This is a genomic window from Campylobacter sp. LR264d (assembly GCF_008633895.1).
Taxonomy (GTDB): domain Bacteria; phylum Campylobacterota; class Campylobacteria; order Campylobacterales; family Campylobacteraceae; genus Campylobacter_D.
The window spans coordinates 1-15,500 of the sequence record NZ_VJNT01000029.1 but is presented as its reverse complement, the minus strand read 5'-3'; the positions used below and the strand labels follow the sequence as shown (position 1 = coordinate 15,500).

Sequence of the window (15,500 nt, the reverse complement as noted above, 5' to 3'; positions counted from 1 at the left end):
CAAAAAGCTTGACATATATCTTAAAAAATAGTACACTTTCACCTTAAAGGGGTCTTTATGAAAAAATTTAAAATAATGATGCTTTTATGTGCCTTAATCTTTAGTGTAAGCTTTATACATGCAAAAGATATAAATGTAGTAATCTTTTTAACAAAAAAGGAAAATTACAAAAGTGCTTTAAAACAAGCAAATGGTTTATCTAAAAGCATAGTAAATAATAAAGAAAATGGAGACATTGAATTAGTGCTTGGTGGTTCGGCAGTTGAAATTTTTACTGATAAAAATAATGAGTTAAGAAACGAAGTCATTAATCTAAGTCAAAAACCACATGTTCGAATTTTGGTATGTAATGGGGCATTAAATGCTAGAAAACTTGATAAAAGCATAATACCAGAAAATATAAAGGTAATAAATGCAGCCCCAAGAGAAGTAGTAGATAGACAACTTGAAGGATATGCTATTTTAAATCCTTAAAAAATAGGCTTTTTGCCCTTTTTTTAAATAATTAGCTTTTTATATTATAATTAGAAAAATCACTAAAAAAGAATAGATATGAGCGAAGAAAATGAAGAATACTATAATGATAATATGGAAGATGAGATGATGGGAGAAGAATTAAACGAATATAATATTTGTAATCTTAAAACCTAGGATTTAGTAAAATTTGTAATGATAATGAAAGAAAATTTAGACCAAATATGTAAGCTTGAAGAAAAAGACATAGTTGTAGATTATATTATTTATCATACCAACAAAGAAAGTCAGTTTAAAGCTAAGTGAAAATTTTAAATTTAGTTATTTTTTTTTGCTTTATTATTGGTAGCTTGTACTAAAAAGGAATTTGAGCCCAAAGATGAAGTAGATAAAATAGCCTTAAAGGAAATTCAAACTACATTAAAGAAAAATATCCTAATGAAAAATACATAGTTTTAAACTATGAATATGCCACTAAATTAAATAAAAAATATCCAAAATATAGGGGTGATTTGCAAACTAAAAAGGAATGTTCTTCTATGCTGATTAAATTAGAACCATACAGACAAAATATATGGGCCAATTATTTTAGAGTATTATTTTCTTATGTCTTTGATGAGTACGATACATATTTACAAGAACAAACCATACAAGCAGATTTTCCACAAGATAAAACTTGTGAATATTATAATCTTGTAAATAGTATGTAAAAAACTTAAAAAAACCTATTGCATAGTTTCTCTTAATTTTTCTAAAATCTCATTTTTATATTACTTTTATTAAATATTTTTAAATATCATTATAATTAAAAAAATATAAATATAAACTTTTATATAAATTTTTTAAGTTTAATATTTTATAATAATTTTCAACAAGAATAAAATTGTGTATAACTTTTGTAATTTAAACAAATCACAAAAAAATATTTATGATGATTTTTTAATAAAATTATGTTCTAATAACTCTCCACTTAATCAAAATGGTAGCGAAACTGATTTGGGAAGTATTTTTGAAAATGAATTAAATAAACTTTTAAGGGATTTGAAATTTATAGCAAATGGTTATGAATTATTTAATCATGAAAATAAAAATATAAGTGGCAGAACTGACTTTCAATATGGTAACACGATAATAGAATATAAAAATATAATTTATTAAGCAAAAAACTTAAATCAAAAAACCTGACATATCAACAGAACAAAACCAAATACAAAATTATCTAAAAGAACCAAAAATTTAATGGTTTTAAAATGTATGGTTTTTTATTTGATGGAGCATATATATCAAAAATGAAAATTAATATATGATACTAAAAATAGTGGAATATTAACCACTAAAAACTTAGATATTTTAATCAAAACTATTTTTCAATCAGACATTGTATCTATATCTCCTACAAATTTAAAAAGAGATTTTGGCATAGTAGATGCTGTTAAAAACCAAATTTTAGATAATGACATGGTAATAAATTTAGCTAAATATCTTTTTACAAATTTAAAAGATGAAACCAAACTAAATCCACGTACAATGTTAATTTATAATAAATGGGAAAAACTTTTTCAATTGGCTGAAAATGATAGTGGACAGCATCAAGATATTATCGATAGACGTGAAATATTTAGCCAAATTTTTGATGAGCTTATAGAACAAGATAGTGTATTTTTGCTTTATGTACTACACTTAGCATTATAATTAAACTATTATTAGTTCGTATAATAAACGATATGCCAAAATTAATACAAAAACTTAATTTAGATAATCTTTATAAAACAAATAATCTAAAGCAAACACAAGAATTTTTTTCACAAGTAGAACAAGGCAAATATTTTAATAAAATAGGCATTGTAAATTTAACAGATAATGATTTTTTTTCATGATATGTCAAAGAAAAATTTACTAGTAAATTAAAAAATATTATGCAAAAAAATAATCTCTAAAATTTGTTCTTATAAAAATATATACATATCTAAAAATACTGTAATGCTTGATATGTTTAAAGAACTTTATTTAATTTTATACCAAAAGTAGTTCGCCATAGTTTTGGTGAATATTACACACCATATTGGTTAGCAAAACGTACATTATTGTCAACTACAAATGGAGATAAAGAAATACAAAAGAAAAGTTTTATAGATCCAAATTGTGAAAGTGGTACATTTTTATCTGTATTCTTTAACTATAAACACAAAAATTTAAAAAATAAAATAGATTTTAAAGAATATGAAAAGATATTGTTGGAGTAGATATAAATCCTATCGCTGTATTAATGGCAAAAGCAAATGTATTAATTTCGGGACTTAAAAAATGTAATTCTAATCTAAATGATAAATATGAAATTCCTGTTTATTTAGCTGATAGTCTTTATGTACCAAATTTAATAAAAATAACTCTACCTAAAAAACTAGTTTTAATGTCAAAATTTATTGATATTATAAATGAAATTGAAAAATATATTATAAAACTTGATGATAAGGGTGCTTTAAAAGTATTTGAAAAGTGTTACGAACCTATTAAAACAAATAAGAAATTAAAAAATACAATTAAAGAAAATATTATAAATCTTATTCAATTTGAAACAAAAAAATTAAATTCTATATGGCTTAAAATATTCTCAAATTATTTTAGAATGGCAAGCTATACAAAATTTGATTATATTATAAGTAATCCAGCATGGGTGCAATGGTCAGTATTACCTGAAATTTATAGAAATAATATAAAGGCAAATATGCGAATGGATGGATTGTTTTCTAGTGATAAAAATGTCGGTGGAAACAATTTAAATATTTGTGCGTTAATTGCTAATAAATGCTGTGAAAGATGACTTAGTAATCAAGGTGCTTTTTGTTTTTTAATGCCAAAATCAATTTTATTTAATAAATCCTTTGAAGGTTTTAGAAATTTACAAATAAATAAAAACAAACGATTATATTTTAATGAAATTATTGATTTTAGTTATAGCAATACTGGAGAAATTTTTGAAGGAGTTGGACTTGATTTTTGTGCATATAAAATCTCAAAAAAATCTCTTAAAAATAAGGATATTTTACCTGTTATAAGCTATATCAAAAATGCAAATAAAAATTTATATAACTCGTAATGATGAATGGAAAATAGTAAAAAATAACTTTAATACATGTAACAAATTTGCTATTAAACTAAATATTGAATTAAATAATAATTTTTTAATAACAGATAGTTTAGAACGAGCACAATATTTACAAAGTTGAATTGGAAAATGCGAATATCAATTTAGAAAAGGAGTAAGTGTACCATATTTTATGAGACTTGAATTTAAAAAATTAAAAAATGATCAAATAGGTATTTTTTATCCTTATGATAAATTTGGTGCTAGGGTAAAAGCAGACACCAGCAAAGAAATTGAATTAGAATATATAAAACCATTTGTAACTGCACCTATGTTAAAAGAAAATGGTTTAAAATGGAAAAATTCTTATGCAATATGTCCTTACAAAAATGGTTTTAAAAAAACCACTTCCAAAAGATAAACTTTGCAAACTTGCTCCACTTATCTACCATTATTTAGATGGTATAGATAATAAATTAGGTAATGGAAGTAAATTTAATGCAAGAATACAAACATTTGATGAAAACTATGGAATTTTAAAATGGATAGTTATACTTAAAGAATTTGTATGTACACGAGATAACACTCGTCTAGCACCTTGCTATATAAACATTATAATGACAGATTGGGGAACCAAATTGACACCATTGTTTGATAATCATATAAGTTATATTAGTGAAAATATTAATGGTAAAAAAATAAAATACATAAGTAAAATAGGGGCAAAATACATTTTTAATAAACTAAAAAATCCAGATTTAAACGAAATTATTATAAATTCACAAGATAGTAGAAATATACCATCAAGACTTCCTGTTAAAATAGAAAAATATAAAAAAAATAAATAATTTTATGTTTTAATAAAATTTTAGTAAAACATAAAAATTTATTTATAAAAAATCTTGATGAGTATTTTAATTTTCAAATAAATTTTAATCCTTATTCTGCCTACTTTTTACCTCATCTTCAACCTCTTGTAAAAATCTATCTACAAGTAAATTTTCCTTTAATTTTGCTACAACTTCTCCATGTCTTATAACTAGACCCTGATTCTTGCCAAAAGCAATGGCCACGTCAGCACCCTTTGCCTCGCCTAAAGCATTTACAACACAACCCATAACGCTAATATTTAAAGGTTCTTTTATGTGTTTAGTTTTTTCTTCTACTATTTTAATAGCCGATATTAAATCACTTTGTATACGGCCACAAGTGGGGCAAGATATGATATTTACTCCACTTTTTTGCACTCCACTATCTTGCAAAATAGCCTTTGCTACGCGAATTTCTTCTTCAAGCTCCCCTGTCATTGAAACTCTCATAGTATCACCAATGCCCTTTAAAAGTAAGGTTCCAAGGGCTATTGCACTTTTTATTGTACTATGAAATTTAGTACCAGCTTCTGTAACTCCAAGATGAAATGGATAATCACAAAGTGGACGCAATCTCTCATAAGCTTGTATAGTTTTTTGCGTATCAGAAGTTTTCATAGAAATTTTAATATCGGTAAAATCAAGATCTTCAAGCAAGGCTATATTGTATTTTGCACTCTCAAGCATGGCATCAACGCCATAGCCAAATTTATCGCAAAATTGCTTTTCTATAGAACCATGATTTATGCCTATTCTTATAGGAATTTGCCTTTGCTTACAAGCATTAACCACTGCTTTTATATTTTCTTTTGAGCCTATATTTCCAGGATTTATTCTAACTCCGTCTATAAATTCAGCACAAAATACAGCTAAATTATGATTAAAATGGATATCTACTATTAAAGGTAGGGGCGATTTTTCCTTAATCTGCTTTAATGCCCTTGCATCTACTAAGTCAAGACAAGCAAGTCTTACTATGTTTGCCCCTGCAAAATATAAGCGATTTAGTTGTTCTAAACACCCATCTATATCCCTAGTTTTTGTAAAAAGCATGGATTGAACGCTAATTGGAGCATCCCCTCCTATTAAAACATTACCAACCTTTATTTGTTTTGTTTTATATCTCATTTTAAACCTTTTTAATAAAAATCGATAGGGTCCATATCTGTTTTTACATTATTAAACCCTAACGCATAAATTTGTGCTTTGATTAATGAAGTATATTTATTGCTTCTTAATAACACATAAAATCTAAATTTATCCTGCATTAACTCAATACCACAAGCCCCATATCCAACAAGCTGCAAGGACTTCATTTGTTTAAATTCAAGCCCTAATTTTTCACATAATTTAAAGCCTTGATTTTTATCCTTATCTTCTATAATAATCCTTAAAAGCCTAGTAAATGGTGGATAAAGGTCTTTTCTATTTTCTAATTCATCCTTTAAAAAGCTATCATAATCATCAATGTATTTTTGAAAAAAATCCTTATGCTTAGTTTGGAGTATTACCCTTGCAAAGCCCTTTCTACCCGCCCTACCTGCTACTTGCATGGCAAGGGCTAAGCATTCTTCACTTGCCTTAAAATTTGATCTAAATAAATGCTCATCAAGTCCTAAAATCACGCTTAAATCAACATTATGATAATCATGCCCCTTTGCAAGCATAGATGTACCCACTAAAAAATCGATTTTTTCATCGTTAAAATCCTTTAAAATTGTATCAAGTTTTTTAACGCTAGTTATCTCATCGCTATCAAATTTAACAATCTTTGGACTAAACTCACTTAGTTCTTTTTCTAAACGCTCACAAAGTTCAGCCGTACCAATCTTTTGTCCTTCAAGCATAATACCCCTACAACTTGGACAAGTACTATCAATAGACTTCATAAAACCACAATAATGGCATTTTAAAACCTTATCCCTTTTATGCAAACTTAAAGAAATGCTACAAAATGGACATTTTATAGTTTCTCCACAAGTCTTACACATAATTTGCCTGAAATTCGCCCTTGCTGGTAAAAAAATAATAGCTTGTTTTTTGCGTTTTAAACAATCTTTTAATTCATTAAGCAAAAATGGAGTTATGGCTAGATTGCTTTCATCGTATAAAAATTCTTTCTTACTTTCAAAAAAGGTACCCTTTAATCTAAAATTTTTTTGTTTATAAAAGGTAGTAAGGCTTGGAGTGGCTGAACCCAAAACAACCTTTATATTTAATTTTTGTCCTATAAAAATGGCTAAATCTCTTGCGTTAAAAAATGGCAGTTGGTTTGATTTATAAGAATTATCGTGTTCTTCATCGATTATTATAAGCCCTAAATTTGTAAAGGGTAAAAAAAGGGCGGACCTTGCCCCTGCTACTAAGCAACTTTGTCCACTTGTAAATTTAGCTAGATATTCACTCTTTTTTTTCTTTGTAATCTTAGAATGCCATATACAAAAATTATCATCAAAATAAAGGCTAAGTCTTTTTTGCATTTGAGGAGTTAGTGAAATTTCTGGCATTAAAAGCAAAATTTGCTGTCCTTTTTCTAAGTATTGCTTTATTAAAGATATGTAAATTTCAGTCTTTCCACTACCTGTATCAGCAAAAAGTAAGCTTGTATTATTTTCTTTTATAAAATTTAAGGCCTTTTCTTGCTTTTGACTTAAAATAGGACTTTTTTTAAATTCTAATTTTTCACACTCGTAATTAACGCTACCTTCAAAGAATTTTAAAACAAAAGAAAGTTTATTTGCATAATAATAAGTTATAAAAGTGGCTAGTTTAAACTGCATTTTTGTAAGCTTTGTAGGTAAAATTTCAAGTATATTTTTAGTTTTAAAATTTGGTTTTTCACATTCTTTTATAACAACTGCCATGCAAGGCTTGTTAATACGAGATATATTTACCATGACCTCTTGCAAAGGTTCTATTATTTCTTCACTTTCATAGCATAAATTATCTAAATAAAGCCCCTTAATGCAAAGTTCGTAATATCGCAACACTTATCCTTATAAAAATTCTTTGCAAAGCATTGAATTTAAGCATTCTAAAAGACCAGTATTTGCATTATATGAAAAATCAATATATGATTTTTGATTTATAAAATAACGATACTGGGTAGAATTTAATTTAATCCAAGCTTTTTTACTTGAATAAATAGGGTTTTGTAGCAAGGAAAAAAAACAACAATTTAAGCCGTTATTGCAATTTGAAATTTCATTACTATCACAATAAAATAATTTTTCACCCTCTAAATTTGTAGCCGCGCTATCAAGTATGCCATTATAATTTAAATTTTTTAAATTTGCCTCGTGTCTCATTAATGCAAGGGCTGAATTTAAAAGCTCATAGTCTATTTTTGCCTTTAAAATAGAAGCATCTTCTTTATTTTTGTTTAACAATGGAAAGGCAAAGCTTACTAAAATACCTATTATAATGATAACAATGACTAATTCTAACAAGCTAAACGCTTTTGAATTCATTTTTTATCGGGAAGTTCTTCGTTGATAGATTTAATAAGTTTTTTAATCTCTCTTTCTAAAACATAATTTTCATAGCTTTTTTTTACAAAGGCATCAACAAAACGTTTTAATTCTATTTTCTTAGTCCCACTAGAAAGCAAAGCGATATCATCTTCTAAAAGGTTTGCAAATTCCTCACTACAACGAACGATAAAATCCCTTGCTGAAACATTGATAACAACTTGTCTTAAATTATCATTTGCCAAGAACTGCCTCTATTTTCTTAACAATATCTTCACTCTCGATATTTTTACTCTTTAACTCTTCTTCTAAACGCATAATCTGATTGCTTTTAGCCTCATTTTGTGCCTTTACGCTTACAAGTTCATTTCTTAAATTCTCATTTAACTCACAAACTTCATTATATTTATTTAGAAGTTCATTTACCTTATTTGCCATTGTGTTGATAATCTTTTCATCATACATATTTGTTTGCCTTCATTATGTAGTTTAATCGATATTTAGCAATTATACCAGAAAATAACTAACTTTTACTTTTTATTAGAAATTAATTTTAATTAAAGTATTTTTTTTTACAATTTCCTTTTTTAAATTTGTAAAATTTATCAAAGAAAGCAAGGGAATGTTTAACTTAATAAGTGATTTTAAACCAAGTTTTGACCAAAAACAAGCCATTAAAAATATAATAAAAAGCATAAAAAAAGGTAATAAATATCAAACCTTACTAGGCGTTACAGGTTCGGGCAAGACCTTTACCATGGCAAATGTTATAAAAGAATTAAATATGCCTACTTTGATAATGAGTCATAATAAAAGCCTTTGTGCTCAACTTTATAGCGAATTTAAGGGCTTTTTTAAACAAAATAAGGTTGAATATTTTATAAGCTATTATGATTATTACCAACCAGAAGCCTATATTCCACGCACTGATATGTTTATAGAAAAGGATAGTTCAGTAAATGAAGACCTTGAAAGATTAAGATTAAGTGCTACAGCTTCGCTTTTAAGTTATGATGATGTAATTTGTGTGGCAAGTGTTTCAGCAAATTATGGACTTGGCAATCCTAGCGAATATGAGGGACTAGTTTTGATTTTTGAAGAAGGTATGAATATCACTCAAAAAGAACTTTTAAAAAAGCTTGTTGATATGGGTTATAAAAGAAATGATAACTTTTTTGATAGGGCAGATTTTCGCGTAAATGGCGATATAATCGATATTTACCCTGCTTATTTTGAAGATGAAGTAGTAAGGTTTGAATTTTTTGGAGATGAATTAGAAAAAATGTATCATTTTAATATCTTTGAAAATAAAAAAGGTAATGAATTAAAGAAATTTATACTTTATCCAACTAGTCAATTTAGCGTCGGTGAAAATCGTTTAAAAGAAGCTATTAAAGGCATTAAAAAGGAATTACAAGAAAGACTTGCTTATTTTGAAAGCGAAAATAAATTAGTGGAATTTCAAAGACTAAAACAAAGGGTGGAATTTGATATTGAAATGCTTGAAAGTACGGGAATGTGTAAGGGTATTGAAAATTATGCCTTGCATTTAACTGGGCTTAAAAGTGGTGAAACGCCTTATTCTCTTTTTGATTATTTTCAAATTAAAAATAAGGATTTTTTAGTAATAGTAGATGAAAGCCATGTATCCTTGCCTCAATTTCGTGGCATGTTTGCAGGGGATAGAAGTAGAAAGCAAACCTTAGTTGACTATGGTTTTCGTTTGCCATCAGCCCTTGATAATCGCCCCTTAATGTTTGATGAATTTATTAATAAAAATTGCAAATTTCTTTTTGTTTCAGCTACTCCAGCACAACTTGAATTAGAACTTAGTAAAAAAAATGTTTTTCACCAAATCATGCGTCCTACGGGTTTGCTTGACCCTGTTATTGAATTAAAAGATAGCGACAATCAAGTAGAAATTTTATACGATATAGCAAAAGAGGTTATAAGTAGAAATGAAAGGGTATTAGTCACTGTTTTAACCAAAAAACTAGCAGAAGAATTAAGTAGATATTATATAGAACTTGGCATTAAGGTAAAATATATGCATTCTGATATTGATGCTATTGAAAGAAATGAGATAATTAGGGGACTTAGGCTTGGTAATTTTGATATGTTAATAGGTATAAATTTATTAAGAGAGGGGCTTGATTTACCAGAAGTTAGCTTAATTGCTATAATGGATGCTGACAAAGAAGGCTTTTTAAGAAGTACTACAAGCCTTATACAAACTATGGGAAGGGCTGCTAGAAACATAAATGGCAAGGTTTTACTCTTTGCTAAAAAAATCACAAAGTCCATGCAAGAAGCAATCGATATAACAAATGAAAGAAGAAAATTACAACAAGCTTATAATAAAAAGCATAACATAACGCCAATCTCGGTTAAAAGGAATTTAGAAGATAGTTTAAAAAATGAAGTTGATAGTGCCGAACTTTACAGAAAGGGCAAAAAATTAGAAAAAATGCCAGCAAGTGAAAGGGCAAAATTAATCAAAGGACTTAGAAAACAAATGCTTGAAGCTGCAAAAATACTTGAATTTGAAAAGGCAGCAAGTATAAGGGATGAGATAAATAAGTTAAAAAATTTATAATATTTTTTATTGCAAATTTTATTTAACTCATCTTTTGAGATTAAATTTTAAGCTACTTTTACTACAATAACTTCCATTTGTATAGCAAAATTTTTATTATATTTATCATATAAATCTAAAAAATGCATTCCTAAATAAATAGCCGTTCTCTATATTGCCATCTAAAAAAGGGTGAAATTGAATACATGAAACATCAAATGTGTAATCTTATCTGTTAAGCTAGAATAATAATCATCATTTTTTACGTGTTCTAAAGCACTTTCTAAAAGTCCTATTTGTTTATTATGTCCACTTCAACCACCGATATCACTAATAACTTCATTGAGTTCAATATATCTCATTTGTCTTTTAATCTTTGAAACACAGCCCTAATTTCAGGATCTTTTAATTCTTCCTTCATTTTAGCCATAGTTTTTTTTAACAGCTTCTCTTTCTTCTAAATATTCTTTGCTATCTTTTTTAGTAGAATTTTGATTTTTACTTTGCATTTAAATTTCCTTGCTTTTAGCTTAAAAGCTTTCTTATCATCTCGCTAACTCTTTTTACATCAGCACTAGCTCCAAATAAAGCCTTTGCCTCTTTTAATGCCTTATTGTGTTCTTTCATAGAAAAAAAGCTAAATTCAACAAGCAATTTTTTTAATGCCTTTTCAAGCTCTTCATCGCTTAATTGTCTTGGTAGATAATTTTCAAAAAGTGCAATCTCCTTTGCATCCTTTTGTGCTAAATCTTGCTTTTGTGCTTGTTTATGTTCAGCCATTGCATCTTTTCGCTTTTTAATCTCACTTGTGATAATCTTATAAACTCGCTCATTATTAAGTTCTACTTGTTCGCCAACTTCTACTTGTTCAAAAACTGTATTTAATCTTTTTAAGGTATCGTGTTTAAAGCTATCTTTTTGTTTAATCGCTTCTTGCATATCACTTATAATTCGCTCTTTAACATCCATTGTTAATCCTTTCAACTCATAGAACAAGTTTTAATATCAAGCCCAAAACCTTTCAAAGCAATAAAATCTTTATCGCAATGTTTAGATAAAAGTTTAATCTCTTCTATATTAAAATATCTTAAAATTTGAGCACCTATGCCATAATTTTTAAAATGTGTCGCATTTGATTTTTCACCCTGCATAAAAATAATAATACCACCATTCTTCGATAAAAACTCTATTTGCTTTAAAAGATTAGAAAATTTATCAGATGTTAAAAGCTCAAAATCGCTACCACTAATGTGAAATTTCACATTTTCTTCCTTTTTGATTTCACCAAAGCAAAAAGCTATGTGAGTTATGCCATTATGGTCCTTAAAGCTAAATTTTTCTGCCCTAAAACCAGCAAGTATACTAGGAGTTTGTTCAACAAGCTTTATAAGACTTTCATTTTTTAAACGATATTCTATTATATCGCTAACTGCTATCATATTAAGATTATGTTTTTGACAAAAATTTTCTAAGTCAATTCTCCTTGCCATATCTCCATCATCTTTAACAATCTCACAAATTACACAAGCTTGTTTAAGTCCTGCTAAATTACATAAATCAACCCCGCCTTCTGTATGACCAGTTCGTTCTAAAACCCCTCCTTTTTTAGCTATTAAAGGATTAATATGCCCTGGTCTTACAAAATCACTTGAACTAGCATTTTCATCTGTAAAAATTTTAATGGTCATATCTCTTTCATAGGCACTAACGCCCGTTGTGGCATCTTTTGAATCAACCGTTATTGTAAAAGCTGTTTCGTGGTTTGAAGTATTTTTATTAACCATTAATGGCAAATCAAAGTGTTTTGCTAAATTTTCATGCAAGGCAACGCAAAGTACGCCTCTGGCCTCTTTTATAGTAAAATTTATCTTTTCTTTTGTACTATACTGAGCCGCAAAAATCAAATCCCCTTCGTTTTCTCTATCTTCTGCATCAACCATAACAAGCATTTTTCCATCTTGTAAATCTTTTATAGCTTGTTCTACGCTTACAAATTTCATTGTTTTATGCCTTCTTTATGCTTATAATTTATGGCAAATTATAGCTGATTTTGCTTGACAAATCAATTAATTTTAATTATAATTCCAACTTTATTACTGAGGTATAGCCAAGCGGTAAGGCAATAGGTTTTGGTCCTATGATCAGGGGTTCGAATCCCTTTACCTCATCCATTTTATTAACGCGAAGTAGAGCAGTGGTTAGCTCGTCGGGCTCATAACCCGAAGGTCGCAGGTTCAAATCCTGCCTTCGCAACCAATTTTTTAAATATTTCTTAATTTTATTTTCCAAATTTTAAAACAATACCAAATAACAAAAATGAAATTTTTATAAAAAGAAATCCCCTACTTTATAGGGGAGTAAGATTATTTTTAGATAGCTTTTAACAAATCGCCAAGTATGCCAGAATTTTCTTGGTCAATTTTACTAACACTTTCTACACTTGCATTTTGCGAAAAGCGATAAGCATAAGTGCTAGAATTTTGTGCATAAGTACTAGCAGTATTAAAAAAACCTTGTTGGGAACTTTGTGAACTTTCACTAAAATCCTGAGTTAAAGAACCTAAGGCTGTGCCATTAGATTCATCTTGTCCCATCTCTGCTATAGAAAGCATATCTAAAAATTCACTAGAAGCCGAGGCGTTAGGCACCTGGGTTTCAACATATTGATATTGCCCACTCAGCACGTCATATTCATACGACGTAACTGTCTTATAACCTACTTGCATAATTTCTCCTTTCAAAATATATGCAAGTTTGTATAAGCAAAAACTATGCCATTAATCTCCGTGAGTTGAGTAATGTTCATTGTCAAGGTCGTTATTTTTAATAAATTCTTCCTTGGCCTTTTTGCAGTTTTCATCACGCACTTTACGATAAGTATTGCGAGTTGCAATTTCTTTATCGCTTAATGGTCTATCTTCTAAAAATGAGATATGAAAGTAAGTATCATCAGGCTTAGAATGAGCATTATAAAAATCCATATAATCAAAATAGTCCTTGCCATTGTCAAATTCAACGGTTTCTTCTATGTATATAGTAGGACCAAAACCCTTATGATTTTGTGTGTAGTGCCCAAAGCCTGCACTATATTGAATTTTAAATTTAGCCATTATTTTCTCCTAAAAATTCTTGATAAGTTCCGCGAAAATCGCTTAAAACGCCATCTTGCAAATGCCAAATTCTATTTGCAAAGGCATTAACCAGCTCTCTATCATGACTGATACAAAGCACCACACCTGAGAAATTATATAAAGCCTCGCCTAAGGCTATAATGCTTTCTAAATCAAGATGATTATCAGGTTCATCCAAAAGTAAAAAATTTGGGCTTTCAAGCATGAGTTTTGAAAGCATTAAACGATGCTTTTCACCCCCACTTAAAGAACTTGCAAATTTTTCTTGTTCTAAGCCACTAAATAACATTCTACCTAAACATTTTCGAATTATGTCTATATCCTTGAATTTTTCACTCATTAACCAGTCGTGAAGTTTCAAATCTTCACAGATTAAATTACTAGTATCTTGTGGAAAATATCCAAGTTCTATGGTAGCCCCTAAATGCAAACTCCCACTATCTGCATTAAGCACACCTGCTATTATCTTAGCTAAGCTACTTTTTCCAACTCCATTTGGACCTATCAATGCAATTTTATCTTTTTTTTCTATCTTTAAATTTAAATTAGAAAATAAATTTTGCTTATAAGCCTTACTAATGCCCTTAAGTTCTAAAACCTCGTTTCCTATCTCTCTTTTAGGGCGAAAAACTATACTAGGGTCTCTTCTACTTGAAATTTTAATCTCTTCTATTTCAAGCTTTTCAAGTGCTTTAGCCCTGCTTGTTGCTTGTTTTGCCTTTGATGCATTTGCACTAAAACGGCGTATAAAATTTTCTAATTCTTCTCTTTCTTTTAAATTCTTATCCCTTTTTAACTCAGCTTGTTTTGCTAAAAGCGTTGATGCCATATACCAATCATCATAATTTCCAGCAAAATCCCTAATCTGCTTAAAATCCACATCCAAAATTCTAGTACAAATCTTATTTAAAAAATGCCTATCATGACTTATTACTACCATACTTCCTTCATGCCTTAAAAGTTCATTTTCAAGCCATGCTATGCTTTGTAAGTCAAGATTATTTGTAGGTTCATCCAAAAAAAGAACATCTGCGTTTAAAAATAAAACTTGTGCTAATAAAACCTTAAATTTATCAGCATTTTGCAAGGTGCTCATCAAGGCATTAAAGTCATTTAATTTTAAGGCACTTAAAATTTTTTCACAACGAAGCTCACAATCATAATTTGGGTCTTCTTCGGCACAAATAATTTCAAGTTCGCTTAATCTATCATTAATCTCATCTGTAAAATTTTCACTTTGATAAAGCCTTTCTTTTTCTTTTAAAGCATCAAAAAGCCTTTTATTAGCACATAACACTGCATCTTTAATGGTATATTTTTCAAAGGCAAATTGGTCCTGTCCTAAAACTGCAAATTTCACGCCCTCATCAAAAATAATCTCTCCACTGCTTGCTTCAAGTTCTTTGGCTAAAATTTTTAAAAAGGTACTTTTTCCAGCCCCGTTTGCTCCTATAAGTCCGTATCTTTGATTAGCATTTAATTTTAAATTTACATTTTCAAATAAAAGTTGATTAGCAAAACGCATAGTGAGATTTTTTACTTCTACCATAAAAATGTTCCTATTTAAATTTTTAACAAGATTATAACAAAAAAATTTTTATGAAAAGAAAATAAAATTTAACAAGGCAAGAAATTTTCTTGCCTTGCTTGAAAGTTTAGACAAGCAATAAACACAAATTTTAACTTACTGCAAAAGCTGTAAGACATTTTGTTGAACTGTATTTGCTTGTGCCATAGCATAAGTTCCTGATTGTGCTAGTATGCTATATTTTGAAAAGGTTGCACTCTCACTTGCAAAGTCAACGTCTCTAATGGTAGATTCAGCTGATTGAAGATTAACTTGTGTAACTGTTATGTTATTTATAGTTACTGTTAATTGATTTTGCACAGAACCTA

Annotated in this window: 21 protein-coding genes and 2 tRNA genes; 12 read left to right on the top strand and 11 right to left on the bottom strand. The window is 28.5% G+C overall.

Features of this window, described 5'->3' with window-relative positions; translation table 11 throughout:
- Positions 1-57 precede the first annotated feature (57 nt).
- From FMM56_RS06295 to FMM56_RS09005, 9 genes are all read left to right on the top strand, one after another.
- The gene (locus tag FMM56_RS06295; protein ID WP_150151863.1) at positions 58-474 is read left to right on the top strand and encodes a DsrE family protein; all 417 of its coding nucleotides are present in this window, start codon (positions 58-60) and stop codon (positions 472-474) included.
- Between the two features lie 512 nt (positions 475-986).
- Positions 987-1,184, top strand: a complete 198-nt coding sequence (locus tag FMM56_RS06290) for a hypothetical protein (protein WP_150141341.1) — start codon at positions 987-989, stop codon at positions 1,182-1,184.
- A gap of 175 nt (positions 1,185-1,359) precedes the next feature.
- On the top strand, positions 1,360-1,632 hold the full coding sequence (locus FMM56_RS09035) for a hypothetical protein (protein ID WP_223810451.1): 273 nt from the start codon (positions 1,360-1,362) through the stop codon (positions 1,630-1,632).
- Positions 1,633-1,932: 300 nt separating this feature from the next.
- Complete coding sequence (locus tag FMM56_RS09030) at positions 1,933-2,166, top strand: hypothetical protein (protein WP_150151859.1); 234 nt, start codon at positions 1,933-1,935, stop codon at positions 2,164-2,166.
- Positions 2,167-2,198: 32 nt separating this feature from the next.
- On the top strand, positions 2,199-2,351 hold the full coding sequence (locus FMM56_RS09025; RefSeq protein ID WP_190325374.1) for a hypothetical protein: 153 nt from the start codon (positions 2,199-2,201) through the stop codon (positions 2,349-2,351).
- 389 nt (positions 2,352-2,740) lie between these two features.
- Positions 2,741-3,295: a hypothetical protein gene (locus FMM56_RS09020; RefSeq protein ID WP_150151856.1), complete on the top strand. Its 555-nt coding sequence runs from the start codon at positions 2,741-2,743 to the stop codon at positions 3,293-3,295.
- Positions 3,296-3,325: 30 nt separating this feature from the next.
- Positions 3,326-3,571, top strand: a complete 246-nt coding sequence (locus FMM56_RS09015; protein ID WP_150151853.1) for a hypothetical protein — start codon at positions 3,326-3,328, stop codon at positions 3,569-3,571.
- A 181-nt stretch (positions 3,572-3,752) separates the two neighbouring features.
- Positions 3,753-3,980 carry a hypothetical protein gene (locus tag FMM56_RS09010; protein ID WP_190325375.1) on the top strand — a complete coding sequence of 76 codons (228 nt, stop codon included), beginning with the start codon at positions 3,753-3,755 and terminating at the stop codon, positions 3,978-3,980.
- Positions 3,928-4,407: a hypothetical protein gene (locus FMM56_RS09005; protein WP_190325376.1), complete on the top strand. Its 480-nt coding sequence runs from the start codon at positions 3,928-3,930 to the stop codon at positions 4,405-4,407. Before FMM56_RS09010 ends, FMM56_RS09005 begins: the two co-directional genes overlap by 53 nt.
- Positions 4,408-4,491: 84 nt before the next feature.
- On the opposite strand, the gene ispG is transcribed toward FMM56_RS09005, so the two are convergent.
- Genes ispG through FMM56_RS06245 form a run of 5 tightly spaced genes read right to left on the bottom strand, consistent with a single transcriptional unit; the run spans position 4,492 to position 8,363 of the window.
- The gene (gene ispG / locus FMM56_RS06265) at positions 4,492-5,556 is read right to left on the bottom strand and encodes a flavodoxin-dependent (E)-4-hydroxy-3-methylbut-2-enyl-diphosphate synthase (protein WP_150151850.1); all 1,065 of its coding nucleotides are present in this window, start codon (positions 5,554-5,556) and stop codon (positions 4,492-4,494) included.
- A gap of 11 nt (positions 5,557-5,567) precedes the next feature.
- The gene (locus FMM56_RS06260; protein ID WP_150208096.1) at positions 5,568-7,415 is read right to left on the bottom strand and encodes a primosomal protein N'; all 1,848 of its coding nucleotides are present in this window, start codon (positions 7,413-7,415) and stop codon (positions 5,568-5,570) included.
- Positions 7,416-7,424: 9 nt separating this feature from the next.
- Complete coding sequence (locus FMM56_RS06255; protein ID WP_150208094.1) at positions 7,425-7,898, bottom strand: prepilin-type N-terminal cleavage/methylation domain-containing protein; 474 nt, start codon at positions 7,896-7,898, stop codon at positions 7,425-7,427.
- Positions 7,895-8,143 carry a hypothetical protein gene (locus tag FMM56_RS06250; protein WP_150141399.1) on the bottom strand — a complete coding sequence of 83 codons (249 nt, stop codon included), beginning with the start codon at positions 8,141-8,143 and terminating at the stop codon, positions 7,895-7,897. Before FMM56_RS06250 ends, FMM56_RS06255 begins: the two co-directional genes overlap by 4 nt.
- Positions 8,133-8,363: a hypothetical protein gene (locus FMM56_RS06245; protein ID WP_150141398.1), complete on the bottom strand. Its 231-nt coding sequence runs from the start codon at positions 8,361-8,363 to the stop codon at positions 8,133-8,135. The genes FMM56_RS06250 and FMM56_RS06245 overlap by 11 nt, the downstream gene beginning before the upstream one ends.
- A gap of 157 nt (positions 8,364-8,520) precedes the next feature.
- Between FMM56_RS06245 and uvrB the strand changes: the two genes are divergently transcribed.
- The gene (gene uvrB / locus FMM56_RS06240; RefSeq protein WP_150208092.1) at positions 8,521-10,494 is read left to right on the top strand and encodes an excinuclease ABC subunit UvrB; all 1,974 of its coding nucleotides are present in this window, start codon (positions 8,521-8,523) and stop codon (positions 10,492-10,494) included.
- A gap of 504 nt (positions 10,495-10,998) precedes the next feature.
- On the opposite strand, the gene FMM56_RS06230 is transcribed toward uvrB, so the two are convergent.
- Positions 10,999-11,442 carry a GatB/YqeY domain-containing protein gene (locus tag FMM56_RS06230; protein WP_150141394.1) on the bottom strand — a complete coding sequence of 148 codons (444 nt, stop codon included), beginning with the start codon at positions 11,440-11,442 and terminating at the stop codon, positions 10,999-11,001.
- 11 nt (positions 11,443-11,453) lie between these two features.
- Positions 11,454-12,473, bottom strand: coding sequence for a bifunctional 3,4-dihydroxy-2-butanone 4-phosphate synthase/GTP cyclohydrolase II (locus FMM56_RS06225; RefSeq protein ID WP_150141392.1), 1,020 nt, complete (start codon positions 12,471-12,473; stop codon positions 11,454-11,456).
- A 97-nt stretch (positions 12,474-12,570) separates the two neighbouring features.
- Between FMM56_RS06225 and FMM56_RS06220 the strand changes: the two genes are divergently transcribed.
- Together FMM56_RS06220 and FMM56_RS06215 are read left to right on the top strand one after the other, a co-directional pair.
- Positions 12,571-12,644, top strand: a tRNA-Gln gene (locus tag FMM56_RS06220).
- 9 nt (positions 12,645-12,653) lie between these two features.
- A tRNA-Met gene (locus tag FMM56_RS06215) sits at positions 12,654-12,729 on the top strand.
- A 113-nt stretch (positions 12,730-12,842) separates the two neighbouring features.
- On the opposite strand, the gene FMM56_RS06210 is transcribed toward FMM56_RS06215, so the two are convergent.
- From FMM56_RS06210 to FMM56_RS06195, 4 genes are all read right to left on the bottom strand, one after another.
- Entirely contained in the window at positions 12,843-13,199 is a 357-nt protein-coding gene (locus FMM56_RS06210; protein ID WP_150141391.1) for a hypothetical protein, read from the bottom strand.
- Between the two features lie 51 nt (positions 13,200-13,250).
- Positions 13,251-13,586 (bottom strand): hypothetical protein, encoded by a 336-nt coding sequence (locus FMM56_RS06205; RefSeq protein WP_150141389.1) that lies wholly within the window; start codon positions 13,584-13,586, stop codon positions 13,251-13,253.
- Positions 13,576-15,153, bottom strand: coding sequence for an ABC-F family ATP-binding cassette domain-containing protein (locus FMM56_RS06200; RefSeq protein ID WP_150151844.1), 1,578 nt, complete (start codon positions 15,151-15,153; stop codon positions 13,576-13,578). The genes FMM56_RS06205 and FMM56_RS06200 overlap by 11 nt, the downstream gene beginning before the upstream one ends.
- Positions 15,154-15,288: 135 nt before the next feature.
- Positions 15,289-15,500 (bottom strand): flagellin (locus tag FMM56_RS06195; protein WP_263312616.1); only part of this gene is annotated, 212 nt, incomplete at its 5' end.

What these genes read in the sequence shown, in the direction of transcription:
- FMM56_RS06295 (WP_150151863.1), top strand. Translation starts at nt 58, where the DNA reads ATGAAAAAATTTAAAATAATGATGCTTTTATGTGCCTTAATCTTTAGT.
- FMM56_RS09030 (WP_150151859.1), top strand. Translation starts at nt 1,933, where the DNA reads ATGGTAATAAATTTAGCTAAATATCTTTTTACAAATTTAAAAGATGAA.
- FMM56_RS09025 (WP_190325374.1), top strand. Translation starts at nt 2,199, where the DNA reads ATGCCAAAATTAATACAAAAACTTAATTTAGATAATCTTTATAAAACA.
- FMM56_RS09020 (WP_150151856.1), top strand. Translation starts at nt 2,741, where the DNA reads ATGGCAAAAGCAAATGTATTAATTTCGGGACTTAAAAAATGTAATTCT.
- FMM56_RS09015 (WP_150151853.1), top strand. Translation starts at nt 3,326, where the DNA reads ATGCCAAAATCAATTTTATTTAATAAATCCTTTGAAGGTTTTAGAAAT.
- FMM56_RS09010 (WP_190325375.1), top strand. Translation starts at nt 3,753, where the DNA reads ATGAGACTTGAATTTAAAAAATTAAAAAATGATCAAATAGGTATTTTT.
- FMM56_RS09005 (WP_190325376.1), top strand. Translation starts at nt 3,928, where the DNA reads ATGCAATATGTCCTTACAAAAATGGTTTTAAAAAAACCACTTCCAAAA.
- ispG (WP_150151850.1), bottom strand. Translation starts at nt 5,556, where the DNA reads ATGAGATATAAAACAAAACAAATAAAGGTTGGTAATGTTTTAATAGGA.
- FMM56_RS06255 (WP_150208094.1), bottom strand. Translation starts at nt 7,898, where the DNA reads ATGAATTCAAAAGCGTTTAGCTTGTTAGAATTAGTCATTGTTATCATT.
- FMM56_RS06245 (WP_150141398.1), bottom strand. Translation starts at nt 8,363, where the DNA reads ATGTATGATGAAAAGATTATCAACACAATGGCAAATAAGGTAAATGAA.
- uvrB (WP_150208092.1), top strand. Translation starts at nt 8,521, where the DNA reads ATGTTTAACTTAATAAGTGATTTTAAACCAAGTTTTGACCAAAAACAA.
- FMM56_RS06230 (WP_150141394.1), bottom strand. Translation starts at nt 11,442, where the DNA reads ATGGATGTTAAAGAGCGAATTATAAGTGATATGCAAGAAGCGATTAAA.
- FMM56_RS06225 (WP_150141392.1), bottom strand. Translation starts at nt 12,473, where the DNA reads ATGAAATTTGTAAGCGTAGAACAAGCTATAAAAGATTTACAAGATGGA.
- FMM56_RS06210 (WP_150141391.1), bottom strand. Translation starts at nt 13,199, where the DNA reads ATGCAAGTAGGTTATAAGACAGTTACGTCGTATGAATATGACGTGCTG.
- FMM56_RS06200 (WP_150151844.1), bottom strand. Translation starts at nt 15,153, where the DNA reads ATGGTAGAAGTAAAAAATCTCACTATGCGTTTTGCTAATCAACTTTTA.